General features: G+C 67.7%; 13 protein-coding genes. 4 read left to right on the plus strand and 9 right to left on the minus strand.

Annotated elements, in window-relative coordinates; genetic code table 11:
- Positions 1 to 167: 167 nt before the first annotated feature.
- The 6 genes from MT490_RS06455 to MT490_RS06480 form a co-directional block, all read right to left on the minus strand.
- On the minus strand, positions 168 to 950 hold the full coding sequence (locus MT490_RS06455) for a rhamnogalacturonan acetylesterase (RefSeq protein ID WP_297385335.1): 783 nt from the start codon (positions 948 to 950) through the stop codon (positions 168 to 170).
- Positions 950 to 2,548 (minus strand): family 43 glycosylhydrolase, encoded by a 1,599-nt coding sequence (locus MT490_RS06460; RefSeq protein WP_297385337.1) that lies wholly within the window; start codon positions 2,546 to 2,548, stop codon positions 950 to 952. The genes MT490_RS06455 and MT490_RS06460 overlap by 1 nt, the downstream gene beginning before the upstream one ends.
- Before the next feature lie 4 nt (positions 2,549 to 2,552).
- A complete protein-coding gene (locus MT490_RS06465) occupies positions 2,553 to 4,886 on the minus strand; it encodes a glycoside hydrolase family 95 protein (RefSeq protein ID WP_297385339.1) in 2,334 nt (777 codons plus the stop codon).
- Positions 4,883 to 5,995: a family 43 glycosylhydrolase gene (locus MT490_RS06470; RefSeq protein WP_297385341.1), complete on the minus strand. Its 1,113-nt coding sequence runs from the start codon at positions 5,993 to 5,995 to the stop codon at positions 4,883 to 4,885. The genes MT490_RS06465 and MT490_RS06470 overlap by 4 nt, the downstream gene beginning before the upstream one ends.
- A 219-nt stretch (positions 5,996 to 6,214) precedes the next feature.
- On the minus strand, positions 6,215 to 9,661 hold the full coding sequence (locus tag MT490_RS06475; protein ID WP_297385343.1) for a TonB-dependent receptor: 3,447 nt from the start codon (positions 9,659 to 9,661) through the stop codon (positions 6,215 to 6,217).
- A gap of 356 nt (positions 9,662 to 10,017) precedes the next feature.
- Entirely contained in the window at positions 10,018 to 10,710 is a 693-nt protein-coding gene (locus MT490_RS06480) for a YafY family protein (RefSeq protein ID WP_297385345.1), read from the minus strand.
- Between the two features lie 87 nt (positions 10,711 to 10,797).
- Here MT490_RS06480 and MT490_RS06485 point away from each other — a divergent pair, with 87 nt between their 5' ends.
- A complete protein-coding gene (locus MT490_RS06485; RefSeq protein WP_297385348.1) occupies positions 10,798 to 11,202 on the plus strand; it encodes a GFA family protein in 405 nt (134 codons plus the stop codon).
- A 347-nt stretch (positions 11,203 to 11,549) separates the two neighbouring features.
- On the opposite strand, the gene MT490_RS06490 is transcribed toward MT490_RS06485, so the two are convergent.
- From MT490_RS06490 to MT490_RS06500, 3 genes are read right to left on the minus strand one after another with little or no spacing between them, the layout of a single operon-like run.
- A complete protein-coding gene (locus tag MT490_RS06490; RefSeq protein ID WP_297385350.1) occupies positions 11,550 to 12,500 on the minus strand; it encodes an aldo/keto reductase in 951 nt (316 codons plus the stop codon).
- The gene (locus MT490_RS06495) at positions 12,497 to 12,664 is read right to left on the minus strand and encodes a hypothetical protein (protein WP_297385352.1); all 168 of its coding nucleotides are present in this window, start codon (positions 12,662 to 12,664) and stop codon (positions 12,497 to 12,499) included. The genes MT490_RS06490 and MT490_RS06495 overlap by 4 nt, the downstream gene beginning before the upstream one ends.
- Complete coding sequence (locus tag MT490_RS06500) at positions 12,661 to 12,891, minus strand: hypothetical protein (protein WP_297385354.1); 231 nt, start codon at positions 12,889 to 12,891, stop codon at positions 12,661 to 12,663. The genes MT490_RS06495 and MT490_RS06500 overlap by 4 nt, the downstream gene beginning before the upstream one ends.
- Positions 12,892 to 12,992: 101 nt before the next feature.
- On the opposite strand from MT490_RS06500, the gene MT490_RS06505 reads away from it, so the two are divergent.
- The 3 genes from MT490_RS06505 (at position 12,993) to MT490_RS06515 (ending at position 16,037) form a co-directional block, all read left to right on the plus strand.
- Positions 12,993 to 13,946 (plus strand): metalloregulator ArsR/SmtB family transcription factor, encoded by a 954-nt coding sequence (locus MT490_RS06505; RefSeq protein WP_297385356.1) that lies wholly within the window; start codon positions 12,993 to 12,995, stop codon positions 13,944 to 13,946.
- Positions 13,943 to 14,860, plus strand: a complete 918-nt coding sequence (metF, locus tag MT490_RS06510; RefSeq protein ID WP_297385358.1) for a methylenetetrahydrofolate reductase — start codon at positions 13,943 to 13,945, stop codon at positions 14,858 to 14,860. Before MT490_RS06505 ends, metF begins: the two co-directional genes overlap by 4 nt.
- 130 nt (positions 14,861 to 14,990) lie before the next feature.
- Positions 14,991 to 16,037, plus strand: coding sequence for a homocysteine S-methyltransferase family protein (locus tag MT490_RS06515; protein WP_297385360.1), 1,047 nt, complete (start codon positions 14,991 to 14,993; stop codon positions 16,035 to 16,037).
- Positions 16,038 to 16,184 lie beyond the last annotated feature (147 nt).

Below are 16,184 nucleotides of genomic sequence, written 5' to 3' on the forward strand. Positions count from 1 at the left end.
TGTGGGAGAGGGAGGGAGCCGACGTTAGTCGGCGGAAGGGTGAGGGGGAGTGAGACTCAGTCCCCCTCATCCTTCCCACTCGCTTCGCGAGCGGGCCCCTTCCTTCTCCCACAAGGGGAGAAGGAGCTATGTTGCCCCCCATTCCTCGCCGTTGAGGCATCGGGCGGCTAGCGCACCAGCAGCGGGCGCATCTCGGGGACCGCGGCGGCCAGCTCGCGCGTGACCATCGTGGCGAAATAGTTCGCGCCCTCGATGCCCAGGTGCGTGCGGTCGAACGACAGGCGTGGCTGCGCCATGGGCTGGACCTCGACTTCGGTCGTAGCCGGCGTGCCGGCAGCAGGACCGGCGGGGGCCGAGCCGGGCGGAAGCTGCGCGAAGTGATCCGCGGCCGCCTCGCCCATCGCCTGCACCGCGGCGGCGCTTTCGGCATTGAGGTCGAGCAGCGGGACCTTCTTCTCGGCCGCTACCTTGCGCACCGCGGCGGCCCAGGGCTCGAGGTCGTTCTGGAGCTTGCCATCCTTGAAGATACGCCGGGTGAGCGGCGTCACCAGCACCGGCTTCGCGCCCGCTGCACGGACCTCGTCGACATAGCGCGCCAAGTTGGCGGGGAATTCGGTGGCGAGGTCGGTCGAGCGGCCGGGCTTGCCGGGCTGGTCGTTATGGCCGAACTGGATGAGCACCCAGATATTCTTGTAGCCCGGCGTGCGCATCTCGGCGAGCGCCAGCTCCCACGAACCTTCGGCGCGATAGCTGCCCGAGCTGCGCCCGCCGCGCGCGAGGTTCACGCAGGCGGCGAACGACGTGACATGATAGGCGCAGAAGCTCGGGCCCCAGCCGCCGATCACCGCGGTGGTCGAGTCTCCGATCAGGATGATCTTCGACGCGGCGATCGGCCGCGGCACTTCGGGCGCCGTCTGGGCGAGCAGCAACGCAGCCAGCGGCGCGCGCATCACAGCGCCCGGAACTTGAAGTCGCGGAACTTCGCCTCGCCTTCGCCCGCCGAATAGAGGCCGGGCCGCAGCATCAGGAAGCCGCCGCGGACATTGTGGTGATAGCCCGAGACCTCCATCCCGCGATCGAAGCGCTTCCACGTCTGGCCGCCGTCGCCGGAGGTGTGGAAGGAGACGATGTGGCGATTGTTGGTGACGCGCATCTTCATGCGCCGGCCGTGCGGATTGGCTGGGCGGCCGCGCTCGATGCCGTATTGGTGCGTGACGAAGCGCTTCTCGTCGAAGCCGAGGCCGGCATAGAGCTTCTCGTCGTAGAAGAGCAGCAGCCCCGCGACGCCGCCCGGCGCGATCTCGATGTCGCATTCGAACTGATAGCCCTGGTCGCCCGCGATCAGCAGCAGCGGCGAGGAATTGCTCGGCGCGGTGCCTGAGGCCTTGAGCACCAATGCGCCGCCCTCGACGCGCTGGCGGCTGCTCTCGTCGGGCCCGGGCTTGAAGAAGTTCCACTTGCGACCGAGCGCGAGCGGCTTGCTGAAATCGTCCGACAGCGCTTGCCCATGGGGAAGGGCATTGCCGCCCTTGGGCTTGCGGATCGGCTGCGACAGGTCGCCGCCGGTCATCCGGAACCAGCCGTCCCTGGTCCATTCGATCGGATCGAGCAGCGTCTGGCGGCCGAGCGTCCAGAAGCCGTTCTCGAAGCCGTGATAGACCGACCACCAGCTGCCGTCGGGCGCCTCGACCAGCGAGGCGTGGCCGCGCGACCACCATTTCTCGTCCACGCTGGTGGTGCGCACCAGCGGGTTGCGCGGATATTGCTCCCAGGGCCCGTGGATCGAGCGCGAGCGAGCGGCGATGACCATGTGGCCGGTGGGCGGGCCGGCGGTGCCGCCCACGGCGGTGATCATGTAGAACCAGTCGCTGTGCCGGTGGATCTTGGGGCCCTCGGGCGAGAAGCCCTCGACGTCCCAGTCGTCGGGATAGCGCCAGGGGTCATAGACATGCTCGACTTCGCCGACGGTCGAGAGGCCGTCGGCGGAGAGGCGGATGCGGTCGCCGCCCGAGAGGAACAGCCAGCGCGAGCCGTCTTCGCCCACGGCGTGGCACGGATCGATATGGCCGTGTAGCCCGAGGTCGATCGGCTCGCTCCACGGGCCGTCGATATGATCGGCCCAGATCACGAAGATCGAGTTGGGCTTCGCCTTTACGGGCACGTAGAGGAAATAGCGGCCGTCATGCTTCTCGAGGCTGACCGCCCAGACCGAGCCGATGTTCCTGGTGAGCGCGGCCTTGCGCGGCTGCCAGTTCACCAGGTCGCGCGAGTGCCAGATGGTGAGCCCGGGATAGGAGTCGAAGCTCGAGAAGGTCATGTAATAGTCCGCGCCGTCCTTGAGGATGGCGGGATCGGCGCGGTCGCCCGAGACCAGGGGATTGAGGAAGCTGCCGTTGCCGAGATCGGCGATACGCTGGTTGTCGAAGCCGCGCTTCCAGTCGGGCGCGGGCTTGCGCGCCGGGGCCGCGGCGGCATCGGCCCCGGGCAGCGCCAGCGCGCCGCCTCCGAGCAAGGCGGTACCGATCGATTGGCGGCGCGTGAGCTTCATCGGATTATCCCTGAAAACTGGAGGCGGTGAGGGTGAGCGGACGTCCGGCGCGGAGCTTGACGACGCGGGTGCGGCCATGCGCGGTCAGGGTGCGCTCGCCCGAAATGTCCGGAGTGAGCCGCAGCCGCGCCAGGCGGCCGCCGCGCCATTCGAGGTCGACGCCGCAGCCGCCGCGTGCGCGCAGGCCCGCGATCGAGCCGTCAGGCCAGGCGCGGGGCAATGCGGGGAGCGCGTGGATCGTATCGCCGCGGCTCTGCATCAGCATCTCGATCACCCCCGCCGCGCCGCCGAAATTGCCGTCGATCTGGAAAGGCGGGTGGGCGTCGAACAGGTTCGGATAGGTGCGTTCGGGGCCGAGCAGGAAGGCCAGGATCGAATGCGCGCGGTCGCCGTCGCGCAGCCGGGCCCAGAGGTTGATCCGCCAGGCGGTCGCCCAGCCGGTGGCGCGGTCGCCGCGGATCTCGAGGGTCCGCCGCGCCGCCGCGGCGAGATCGGGGCTGTGGTCCGGGTCGATCTGGTCGGAAGGGTAGAGGCCGTAGAGATGCGAGACGTGGCGGTGATGCACGTCGCCCGCATCACCGTCCCAATCCTCCTGCCATTCCTGAAGCTGGCCCTGCCTGCCGATCCTGTACGGCGCGAGCGCGGCGCGGGCGGTCTCCACCTCGCGGACGAAATCCGCATCGCGGTTCAGGATGCGCGCGGCCGCGGCGGTCTGGCCGAACAGGTCGCGCAGGATCGCCATGTCCATCGTCGGGCCCGCTGAGAGCGACGAGCCATGACCATGGTCGTTCTCGGGACTGAGCGAGGGATTGGTGACGAGGAAGCCGCTCTTCGGATCGCGCTGGAGCGTATCGAGGAAGAAGCGCGACGCCCCCGCCATCAGCGGATAGACCGAGGCCAGGAACGCGCGGTCGCGCGTATAGTCCCAATGCTCCCAGAGGTGGGTGCACAGCCACGCGCCGCCGGTGGGCCAGAGCCCGTATTTGGCGCCGTCGATCGGCGCGGTGGCGCGCCACAGATCGACATTGTGGTGCGCGACCCAGCCGCGCGCGCCGTACATCGTCTTCGCGGTGCGCGCGCCGGTCTCGGCGATCTCGCGGATCATCTGGACCAGAGGCGCGATGCACTCGGAGAGATTGGCCGAATGCGCGGGCCAATAGTTCATCTCGGTGTTGATGTTGATCGTGTACTTCGAGCCCCAGGGCGGCCTGAGACTCTCGTTCCACAGACCCTGCAAAGTCGCGGGCTGGCCGCCGGGCTGCGAGCAGGCGATCAGCAGATAGCGGGCATATTGGAAATAGAGCGTGGCGAGCGCTGGATCGGCCGCGGCATTGTCGGCGGCGACGCGCTGGTCGGTCGGGAGATCGGCGGCGGGGGTGCGGCCGAGGTCGATCGCGACGCGGCGGAAAAGGCGGCGATGCGCGGCGGTCGCGTCGGCGGCGATGCGGTCGAAACCCTGGCCCCGCGCGCCGGCGATCGCGGCGGCGGTGTGCGCCTCTGGGTCGCCGCTGACATCGTCGTAGCGGCGATAGCTGGTCGCCATCGCGATCAGCAACGTCGCGCCGGTCGCGCCGCGCAGCACGAGCTTGTCACCCTCCGCCGCGAGCGTGCCGCCTTCGGGGACCAAGGCGAGCCGCGCGGCGAAGCGGAGCCCGGCGGGATTGGTCTGTTCGGCGGTGTTGGTGCCGGTCATCAGCAACGCGGCCGAGCCGTCGGGGCGCACCACGGCGCTCTTCTGCGGCGAAGTGAATCCGAGCGTCACGTCGAGCGCGCCGGGCTTGGAGACGCTGAGCCGGATCGCGATGACGTTGCGGCCAGGGGACGCGATCACTTCGCGGCGATGGGTGACGCCGTTCGCGACGAACCGGGTTTCAGCGAGCGCGGAATCCAGGTCGAGCGAGCGGCGATAGTCCTGCGTCTCACCGATCCCGGCGAAGTCGAGCATCAGGTTGCCGAGCGCCTGGTACGACATCTGCCGCAAGGGCGTGGCCATGACATTGGCATTGGCGAACGCCTCGGCCTCGGCGAAGCGGCCCTCGAAGATCATCCGGCGCAGCTCGGGCATCGCCGCGCGCGCGGCGGGGTTCGCGGGATCATAGGGTGCGCCGCCCCAGAGCGTGGCCTCGTTGAGTTGGAGCCGTTCCTGCGCGGCGCCGCCGAAGATCATCGCGCCGAGCCTGCCGTTACCGATCGGCAGCGCCTCTTCCCAGCGCGCGGCGGGCTGGCGGTACCAGAGCGCAAGGGGCTGGGGCGCCGCGCCCGCCCGGGCCTGGACGCTCGACGCCGCCACCACGCCGCCGGCGAGGGTTGCCACGGCTTCGCGGCGATTGAGCTTCATGCGGTCACCTTTGCAAAGGGTTGGTCGCGCGCGACCACCACCCGGCCGTCGGGCGCGAAATCGATGCGGACGAGGCCGGGCTTCTCTCGCCAGGGGCTCGCCTCGTCATTGCCGAAGAAGGTCACCCACCAGTCTCCCTTCTTGTCGCGCAGGAAGTTGCCGCCGCCGCAGCAGGGCGGGCCCTCGTGGCGCGAGTGCCAGGGGCCGGTGACCTTGTCCGACATCCACATGGCGAAGGAATAGCGGTCGTCATAGCGATCGACCACGCCGAGATAATAGATGCCGTTCCGCTTGAAGAGCGTTGGGCCTTCATAGCCGAGGTGGCGATAGCCCTTGTCGGCGCATTCCTTGCGGTGATGGCGCGGATCGAGATCCCATTCGCCGTCGCGCGCGGTCATCGGCTGCCAGTCGCCGGCATAGCCGCTGAGGTCGTCCTTCAATCGGACGATCTCGTCCGCCGATCCGTACGTGAACCAGACCGAGCCGTCCTCGTCCTCGAACAAGGTCGCGTCGATGCCCTTGCGCAGGTGCCTGTCGGGCGAGAAGGCGTGGACATAGGGGCCTTCGGCGCGGCCGGTGGTGCTCCTGAGGATCGCGAGCCCGGCGCGGCTCATCGAATGGACGATGAAGTAATTGCCGCGGATGAAGTGGATCTCGGGCGCCCAAAGCGCGCGGAAGGGCACGCCCTTGCGCATCCGCCAGTTGCGTTCCCAGCCGCCGTCGCGCTCGATGCTCCAGACCAAGCCGAGATAGTCCCAATTCTCGAGGTCCTTCGAGCGCCACAGCTCGACGCCGTCGTTCACTGCCCAGATATTGTCGCCGGTCGAGCCGGTCATGTAATAATGGCCGTCGCCGCCCAGGCAGACGATCGTGTCGCGGATATGGACGTCGTGGAGCGGGCGGATCGGGGGCAGCAGCCCCGCCTTCACCGCGGCGGCGCCGTCGGAATCGTTCCAGGGGGCGAGCGGATAAGGCGGCTTGCCCGGCCCCTTGTACCGTACGTTCGGCAGGCCCGAGACCCAGCCGCCGCTCGCGCCGTCGCGGCCCGGCTTGCGGCCTGGGCCGCTCAGCCCGGAATAGGGCCAATAGTCTTTGGGCGGAGCGGGCACGATCCGGCCGCTATCGTCCCCCTTCGGATCGAGCTGCCCGCCTGCCAGCGGAGCGGGTCCGTAGGGTGCGTCCTGGGCCCAGGAGACCCCACCGAGCGTCAGTCCCCCGATCAAAAAGCCCCCGGCGAGGAGCGACCTTCGATCGAATCGAGGGTCGTCCAGGCCGGCGGAGGGGATAGAGGGGTAAGCCGATCGATACATGCCGCGCTTGCTTGCCGCTCAGAAGCGGAAGCGCACGCCCGCGCGGAAGATGCGTCCCGAACTCGCATATTGGGTCACGGCATTCTGCCCGTCATAGGCGTAGCGGTCGCTGGTCTGGTTGGTGAGGTTCAGGCCCTCGAGCGTGAGCGATGCCCAGTCGGTGAAGTTGAAGCTCATCGACGCGTCGATATTGGTGGTCGAGCGGCTGAACACGAAGTCGTTGATCAGCGGGCCGTTGCACTCGGTGCCCGCTACCGAGGGGTTCGCCGGATTGTTGGTCAGGCCCGGGCTGCAGGCGCCCGCCGCGATCGGATAGGTGGTGCTGTAGCCCTTGCGGTGCGCCACCGAGACGCGCGCCCGGAACGGCTTGGTCTCGTAATAGAGCGTGGCGTTGATCGCGTCGGGCGAGACGCCGAGAAACGGCCCCTTGCCCAAAGTCTGCGGAGTCAGCTGCACGCCCTGGGCGCTCACCGTGCCCGGATCGAGGATGTAGTTCAGCTCGGAATCGATGTGCGTATAGTTCACCTGCGCGCCGAAATTCTTGAGGAAGCTCGGCAGGAAGGTGAAGTCCATCTGGAAGCTGACTTCGATGCCCTTGAGCCAGCCGCCGGGCGCGTTGCGGAACTGGCGCGCGGTGAACGGGCGATTGTTCTGGATGTAGGCGATCTGGTTGGCGTTGGTGAACTGCGCCTGGATCGCCGCGATCGTCTCGGCATCGGCGAAGTTCGACAGCGGCGCCGTGAAGAAGATCGTCTGCGGGAAGCTGTCGATGTCCTTGCGGAAGGCCGCGATCGAGAGGAGGCCGCCGGGCGCGAAATACCATTCGATGCTCGCGTCCAGGTTGGTCGAGCGGAACGGTTCAAGCTGCGGGTTGCCGATCGTCAGCGTGGCGCCGTCCACTGCGCCGGTGTTCGGCACCGAGATCGCGGTGATCGTCGGCGCGAGATTGCCGAGCATCGGGCGCGCCATCACCTTCGAGGTGCTGACGCGGACCAGCAGGTCGTCGACCGGCTCATAGACGACGTTCAGCGAGGGCAGGAAGTCGGTATATTCGTTGGTGCCGACGATCGGGCGGCCGGCGGAAGTCATGCCGGTGGAGGTCACTTCGGTGATCGCGACGCGCGTGCCGGCATTGCCGCGGAAGGGGCGCCCGAAGAGTTCGCTGTTCCAGTCGACCTGGAAATAGAAGCCCTTGTCGACTTCCTCCACGCCGAAATTCTCGCGCCCGCCGTTGCGCTTGTTGGTGAGGCGCCAATCGCCCCATTTGTTGACGCACTCGCAGGTGAAGCCGAACAGATTGTCGAACGCCTGGATGCTGGGCGCGATGAAGCTGGTGAGCGTGCCTTCGGGAACGTTCAGGCCCTGGCCGAAATTGATCGTGCGGCTGACGCTGGCGGTGGTGGCGCCCGCCTCGCGCAGGGTCGGGTTCAGCAGGTCGTTGTTGCGCTCGTAGAGCTCGGTGTCGAAAGTGAACTTGCGGATGTTCGCGCCGAAGCCGACGTTGAACTCCTCATTCGCCTGCCAGTCGAAGTCGATCTTCGCCTGCTTGTAGGTGTTCTTGACGAAGCGCTGATAGTGGCGGATCGCCGAGAAGCCCTTGACCGTCTCCCAGTTCGCCGGATCGGCCGCGTCGAAGCCCAGATCGATCTTCGGCATCGAGCCGCCGTCGCGTTCGTCATAGACGAACAAACCCTGCGAATCCATGCGGTTGAACTCGACCAGCAGCCCCTGGGTGAAGTTGGTCGATTCGGACATGCCCGCGATGATCTGGGTCTTGAACGTATCCGAGAACTGGTGCTGCAGGTCGATCGAGCCCTGCTTGAACTTGGTGGTGTAGGTCGACTGGTCGGCCGCCGAACGGAAGTCGACGTTGCGCATCACCAGATAGTCGGCGAGGCCGTTGGTGACATTGGCGTCGAGCACCTCGACCGCCGGACGCCCGATCAGCGAACCGCGGAAGGCGAGGCGGTTGGTGCTGGGGATGTACCCGACCGAATTGGGATTGTTGTAATAGTCGTACGGGTCGAGATTGTAGGGATTGACGCTGAAGATGTTGGCGTTGGACGGCGTCGTCCCGCCCGGCACCACCGCCGCGGCGCCGAGCACCGAGGGCGAAAGCACGCCGCTGGAATTGAACGCCGTCGCGAAGGCAGGCGTGGAGCCGTAGAGCTGCTGTCCGCAATCCTGCGACGGCGCCAGATCCGAGTCCGCCGCGGGGACGCACAGGCCCGGATAGAGCGCGCGCGCCGCGACCGGAGTCAGCGTGTTGGTGGCGGTATTGTAGGCGGCGTTGGTGTTGTTGCGGTTCAGGCCGACCGACGAGACCTGGTTGTAGGTGCTCTGGTTCTTGAAGCGCGAATAGGCGCCGTCGATGCTGAGCAGCGTCCTGTCGCTGACCTGCCACTGGTACGACGCGGTCAGGCCGATGCGCTCGTTCTCCACGTCCTGCTGCTCGATCGAGGAGAGGGCCGGGATGCGGACGAGCGAATCGTCGAAGCGGCCGGGCGTGTTGAACGGCGCGCCCGGATAGAGCTTGGCATAGGCCGCGGGATCCGAGCCGGTGAGCGCTGCGATCGCGTCCGGGTTGGTCACCTGCGAGCCGAAGCTGGTGCCCGTCGGCGCCGCGAAACCGGCGCGCTGCGGGTTCTCGTTGCCCGCCCATTGCGTGCCGCGATAGAGATAGTCGGCCGATCCGGGCGCCCGGCGATACTGGTCGAGCTGGTTCTTCGCCTTGCTGTAGGCGCCCGAGACGAGGAGGCCCATCGAGCCGTCGAAGAAGCGCGTCGAGGCGAGCCCGGCGAGGCGCGGGTTCCATTTCTTGCTGTTCTGCTGATAGCTGCCCTCGGCCGAGAGCGCGAAGGCCGAACCCTTGTAATCGAACGGACGGCCGGTCTGCAGGTCGATCGTCGCGCCGAGCGAGCCTTCGTCGGTTTCGGCCGAAGGCGTCTTCTGGACCTTCAAGGAGCTGAACAGCTCCGAGGCGAAGGTGTTGTAGTCGAACGAGCGGCTGCGATTGGGGCTGGTGCCGGCATCGTTCGCGCCGGCGGTGGCGAGCGCCTCGAGCCCGTTCAGGCGGGTGCGGTTGAAGTCGCCGCCGAGGCCGCGGACGGTGATCGACCGGCCTTCGCCATTGTCGCGGTCGATCGAGACGCCGGGCAGGCGCTGGAGCGATTCGGCAAGATTGGTGTCGGGGAAGTCGGCGATGTCCTCGGCGTTGATCGCGTCGATCTGGACCGAGGCGTCGCGCTTCTCGCGAATCGCGCTGCGCAGCGACGCGCGATAGCCGGTGACGAGGATCTCGCCTTCCTGCGCGGCCGCGGCATCGTCCTGCGCCGCGGCCTGTTCCTCGGCTGCGGGCGCGGCTTCCTGCGCGGCGGCGGCGCTGCCCCATGCCGCGGCGAGCGCGAGCACGGCGAAAGAGGCGCTCGTGCGCAGGATCGCCGCGGTTGCATTCTTCTTGATCATCAATTCCCCTCCCGTTCGCCGGCGCCGCAAGCCCGTGCGGTCGCCGTGTGAGCATCGTCTTCGAGAGGGCGCGCGACGGTTGTCGCGCCACCTGCGGGCACGGCGGACGATCGTTCGTCGCTGCGGGACCCGAGGGCGTCTGCCTCTCCTCGTTTTGGCGCGACCTTGGCGGTCGTCTGTGCCGATGCCTCCATAGACACCGGTAGCATGATGTTAGCTGGAACGAGCTGTGCCGGCAACCACGGGTGCTGTAATTAGTTCGTCGTAAAAACAGTTAGTTAAGTAAATTGATACCGGTATCATTATGATGGGCAATGGCGAGAAGCATGTTTCGCCGAATCGCGCTCAGCTTCGGTTCAGGGGATTGGAGAAGCGCGGAACGTGGCGTGCCATTTCCTGCGCATCACACCGGGATCCACAGGGATGCGCGCCTCGAGAAATTCCGCGGCGACGATCCGGTCGAGGCGGAAGTTACGGAAATCCTGGCGTAATTCGCACCAACCGATGAGCACGCGCGCGGCGTGGTGGTAGCCGATCACCAGCGGCCAGACCGTTCGCTCGGTCTGCGCGCCTGTGGGATCGGCGTACTGGATGGCGACCTTGCGGCCGGCGCGGATCGCGTTGCGCAGCTGGGCGGCATCCACGCGATCCATGGCGATGTCCCAGGCGGGAGGCGTCCGCGCCGAGGGGTCTTCGAGGAAGGCCCGCATCTCCTCCGGCAGCACCGCCGCGACCTTGGCGAGCACGTCGCGCGCGGCGCGGGCGAGCGCGGGATCGGCATGGCCGGCGACCCATTGCGCGCCCAGCGCCACCGCGTCGATCTCATCGGCGGTGAGCATCAGCGGCGGCAGGTCGAAGCCGCCATCGAGCACATAGCCGATCCCCGCCTCGCCGCGGATCGGCACGCGCTGGCCGATCAGCGCGGCGATGTCGCGATAGACCGAGCGCTTCGACGTCTCGAGCTCCGCGGCGATCGCGTCCGCGGTCACCGGCCGCGACGCGCGGCGAAGGATCTGGACGATCTGGAAGAGGCGGTCGGCCTTGCGCATCGGAAAGGACCCTACTGCCATGCTGCTGACACCATGCTGGCAGCAGCATGGCAGTAAGTCGAGCCCACATTCCAAGGGAGACGAACGATGCAGAAGACCTATCACGGCAGCTGTCACTGCGGCGCGGTGCGCTTCGAGGCGGAGATCGATCTCGCGGCGGGGACCGGCAAGTGCAATTGCTCGATCTGCACCAAGCGGCGCAACTGGGGCGCTCTGCTCAAGCCCGATGCGTTCCGGCTGCTCAGCGGCGAGGACGTGCTGAGCGACTATTCGTTCGGCACCGGGCAGGGCAGCCATCGCTTCTGCAGCAAATGCGGCTGCTCCCCGTTCAGCCAGGGCGACGTGCCCGAGATCGGCGGGGCGTTCGTCTCGGTGCAGCTCGGCGCGCTCGACGATGCGACCGACGAGGAGCTCGCCGCGACGCCGGTCAACTACAGCGACGGCCGCAACAACGCCTGGTGGAACCAGCCCGCGGTGACGAGCTACCTCTGAACGACTGCCGCGAGCAGGCGGGGAATCTCGTCGAGCAGCTCGCGGCCGAGAAAGCCGGGCGGAACGGGTGGGGCATCGTTCCGGGACAATGCCGGGAGGGCGGGGGTGCTCCCTTCTATTTGGTTCACGCGGAGGCGCGGAGGCGCGAAGAAGAAGAAAGGTTCGCGCAGAGGCGCAGAGGACGCAGAGATGGTTTCGCGCTGTGTTCGGGAGACAGGATCCCTCTCAGCGACAGGTGACAGACGAGAATATCCTGCCGCTTTCGCGGCTATGGCCTCTGCGTCCTCTGCGCCTCTGCGCGAAACATCTTCGCGCCTCCGCGCCTCCGCGCCTCCGCGTGAACCTATTCAGGCTCCCGCAGCAGTCAGCTGGTCGAGCTGGTTCCTGCTGAGCGCCACGTCCCACGCTCCCACCAGCTCGTCGAGCTGTTCGATCGACGTGGCGCTCGCGATCGGCGCGGTAACTCCGTCCTGCGCGGCGAGCCAGGCCAATGCGATCTGGGCGAGGCTGGCGCCGGTCTCGACGGCTACCGCGTCCATGGCTTCGAGCACCGCGCCGCCCTTGCCCGCCAGGAACGCCGCCATGCGCCCACCGCGCACGCTCTTGCCGAAATCGGCCTCGCCACGATACTTGCCGGTGAGGAAGCCCGAGGCGAGCCCGTAATAGGGCACCACGCCGATATTGTGGGTGATGCACAGATCCTGCAGTTCGCCCTCGAACTTGTGGCGGCTGACGAGGTTATATTCGGGCTGGAGCACGCGGTAATGCGGCAGGCCCTCGCGCGTGGCGATGTCGAGCGCCGACTTGAGCCGCGCGGCGTGGAAGTTGGAGGCGCCGAGCGCGCGGACCTTGCCCGCCTCGATCAGCGCATCGAACGCGGCGAGCGCGTCCTCCTGGGGAACGTCCTCGTCGTCCTGATGCGCGAAATAGAGGTCGATCGTGTCCACGCCGAGCCGCGCGAGCGAGGCTTCGGCCGCGGCGGCAATGCGCGCGGGCGCCAGCTTCGAGCCGCCTTTACCGTCGAGCATGCCGACCTTGGTGGCGATCAGCACCTTGTCGCGCTTGCCCGAGGCGCGCAGCCATTCGCCGATGATCGTCTCGGACTCGCCGCCGACGTGGCCGGGGACCCAGCTCGAATAGACGTCGGCGGTGTCGATCATCACGCCGCCCTTCTCGACGAAGCGATCGAGGAGGCGGAAGCTGGCGGCCTTGTCCGCGGTCCAGCCGAAGACGTTGCCGCCGAGGACGAGCGGCGGCGTCATGAGGCCGCTCGCGCCGAGTTCGCGGAGGATGCTCATTGCCGGGCACTCGCATTGGCGTCGGGAAGCGACGCGTTGATGTCGGTCGCCGCGGCTGCCTCGTTGAGCTGGCGCGCCTCGTCGGCAGAGGGCGCGTTGTCATCGGGCCCGCCGCAGCCGGCGAGCGCCAGGGCGATCAGCAGCAGCGGCAGGCGCCGGGTCATTCCTCGATCTCGTTGCCGGCGGCGACATTGCCTTCGTAGCTGTTCTCGGCCGCGGTGAAGGCGGATTCGGTGGCGGCGTTGGCGGCGTTCACGTCGGTGACGGCCTCGCCCATCGTGTTGCTGTCGCCGGTCACGGTCTCATTGGCTTCGGCGGCTTCGTTCTTGGCGCCGCCGCAGGCGGACAATGCGAGCAGGGCGACGGGCAGGAGGAGCAAGGTCTTGCGCATGGGTTCATCCTCTTGTTTAGCCTCGCGACGGCTAACCAGCGCCGGCGGGCGGCGCAACCGCGTTGACCTGATATAAAGATATCTTTATATCTATAAGCCCCATGGTCCAGGCTCTCGCCATCTTCCGCGCCCTAGCCGATTCGACGCGGCTGCGCATCCTCGCGCTGCTGCGCTCGATGGAGCTGTCGGTGGGCGAGCTCGCGCAGGTGCTCGGGCAGAGCCAGCCCCGCGTCAGCCGGCACGTGAAGATCCTGTGCGACGCGGGCCTTGCCGAGCGGCGCAAGGAGGGGAGCTGGGTGTTCGTCGCGCTGGGCGCGGACGCCAAGGTCCAGCCGATCCTCGCCGCGCTCGACAGCTGGGACGAGGCCGATCACTGGACGGTGGCCGACGAGGCGCGGCTCGCGGCGGTGCGCGCCGACCGGGCCAGCGCCGCGGCCGAATGGTTCGAGGCGCATGCCGGCGAATGGGACGCGATCCGCTCGCTCCACGTCGCCGACAGCGAGATCGAGGCGGCGATGGCCGGGGCGCTGGGCGACACCAGGCTCGGTTGCCTGATCGACATCGGCACCGGTACCGGGCGGATGCTGGAGCTGTTCGCGCCGCTTGCCCGGCATGCGCTGGGGATCGATCGCTCGTCCGAGATGCTGCGGCTGGCGCGCGCCAAATTGTCCGAGCGCGGGCTGGCCAATGCCGAGCTGCGCCAGGCGGACCTCTATGCGCTGCCGCTCGCCGATGGCGGGGCGGACGCGGCGATATTGCACCATGTGCTCCATTTCGCGCAGCAGCCCGGCGCGGCGATCGGCGAGGCGGCGCGCGTGCTGAGCGACGGCGGGCGGCTGCTGATCGTCGACTTCGCGCCGCACGACCGCGAGGATCTGCGTTCGCGCGACGCGCATACCCGGCTCGGCTTCTCGGACGAGCAGATCCTCGGCTGGTTCGCGGGCGCGGGGCTCGCGCCGGTACTGGTCGAGACGCTCGAGGGCGGCGAGCTGACCGTCAAATTGTGGCTGGGTCGCAAGACCGGCGCGGAAATCAAGGAAGTGAAAGCGGCATGAGCATCGTGGACCCGCTGGCAGCGCCGCTCTTCGCGGACGTGGCCGGCGACATCGAGGTGAGCTTCGAATTCTTCCCGCCCAAGACCGAGAAGATGGAAGAGACCCTGTGGGAGTCGATCCAGACGCTTTCGCCGCTCGGGCCGCGCTTCGTGAGCGTGACCTATGGCGCGGGCGGATCGACTCGCGAGCGGACGCACAACACCGTCGCGCGGATCGCGCGCGAGACGGCGATCCCGGCGGCCGCGCACCTGACCTGCGTCGAGGCGACACGCGCGGAGATCGACCAGGTCGCCGAGGAATATTGGGCGGCGGGCGTGCGGCACATCGTGGCGCTGCGCGGCGATCCGCCGCGTGCGGGCGAGAAATATGCGACGCATCCGGGCGGCTATGAGAATGCCGCGGACCTGGTCGCGGGGCTGCGGAAGCTCCATCCATTCGAGATCTCGGTCGCGGCCTATCCCGAATGCCACCCGGATTCGCCCAATCCGACGGCCGACATCGACAATCTGAAGCGCAAGATCGACGCGGGCGCGAGCCGGGCGATCACCCAGTTCTTCTTCGAGCCCGAGACCTTCTTCCGCTTCCGCGACGATGCGGCCAAGGCGGGGATCACCGCCGAGATCGTGCCGGGGATCATGCCCGTGATGAACTTCGCCAGCGTCCAGCGCATGTCGGCGATGTGCGGGACGGCGGTGCCGGCATGGATGGGCAAGTTGTTCGAGGGGCTCGACGATCATCCGGCGGCGCGGCAGCTGGTCGCGGCGACGCTCGCCGCCGAGCTTTGTCGTAAGCTCTATGCGGGCGATGTGCGGCAGTTCCACTTCTACACGCTCAACCGCGCGGAGCTGAGCTACGCGATCTGCCATCTGCTCGGGCTGCGGCCGAAGGTGGGGGCGGAGCTGGTGGCGGCTTGAATTCAAATAGCCCCTCTCCTTCAGGGGAGGGGTTGGGGTGGGGCAGTGCCGCGAGCGCTGCTCTCGATGAGATGGACAGGCCCCACCCCCAACCCCTCCCCTGAAGGGGAGGGGCTTTAGAGGAAGTAAGATGACTGCACGCGAGAAACTGCTGGCCGAAGCCGCCAAGCGCATCCTGATCACCGACGGCGCGTTCGGGACCGAGATCCAGAACTGGAAGCTCGACGAAGCCGCCTATGCCGGCACGCTCGGCCTGAGCCACGACCAGAAGGGCAATAACGACATCCTCGCGCTTACCAAGCCCGAGGTGCCCGAATCGATCCACCGCGCCTATTTCGAGGCCGGGGCGGACATCGCCGAGACCAACACCTTCTCGGCGAACCGGATCAGCCAGGCCGATTACGGCGCCGAACATCTCGTGCGCGAGATCAACGTCGAGAGCGCGAAGCTCGCGCGATCGATCGCCGACGAGTTCGAGGCGAAGGATGGCCGCCCGCGCTTCGTCGCCGGCGCGCTCGGGCCGACCAACAAGACGCTGTCGCTGAGCCCCGACGTCAACGATCCCGGCTATCGCGAGATCGATTTCGACACGCTCAAGGACGTGTATCGCGAGCAGATCGACGCCCTGGTCGAGGGCGGGGTGGACTTCATCCTGATCGAGACGGTGTTCGACACGCTCAATGCCAAGGCCGGGATCATGGCGGCGATCGAGGCGGGCGAGGCGCTGGGGCGCGACCTGCCGATCATGCTGTCGATGACGCTGACCGACCTGTCCGGGCGCAACCTCTCGGGCCACACGGTCGAGGCTTTCTGGCACGCGGTGCGGCATGCGCGGCCGGTGACGATCGGGCTCAACTGCTCGTTCGGCGCCGAGCAGCTGCGCCCGCACGTCAAGACGCTGGCCGGGCTGTGCGACACGCTGATCATGGTCTATCCGAATGCCGGCCTGCCCAACGAGCTGGGCGCCTATGACGAAGCGCCCGCGACGACGGCGGGGCTGGTCAAGGAATGGGCCGATCAGGGCCAGGTCAACGTGCTCGGCGGCTGCTGCGGATCGACGCCCAAGCATATCGCCGCGATCGCCGAGGCGGTGAAGGATCTCGAGCCGCGCACGGTGGCGACGCCCGAGGTGCGGACCCGGCTGGCCGGGCTCGAGCCGTTCACGATGGCGGCGTAATAAAAAATCCTCCCCGGAACGGGGAGGGGGACCAGCCGCAGGCTGGTGGAGGGGGCCCCGCTCTCCACCAGCGATTTCCTCTGCGGAGGGCGGGGCCCCCTCCACCAGCCTGCGGCTGGTCCCCCTCCCCGTTCCGGGGAGGATTTT

The organism is Sphingomonas sp., from assembly GCF_026460985.1.
Lineage (GTDB): Bacteria > Pseudomonadota > Alphaproteobacteria > Sphingomonadales > Sphingomonadaceae > Sphingomonas.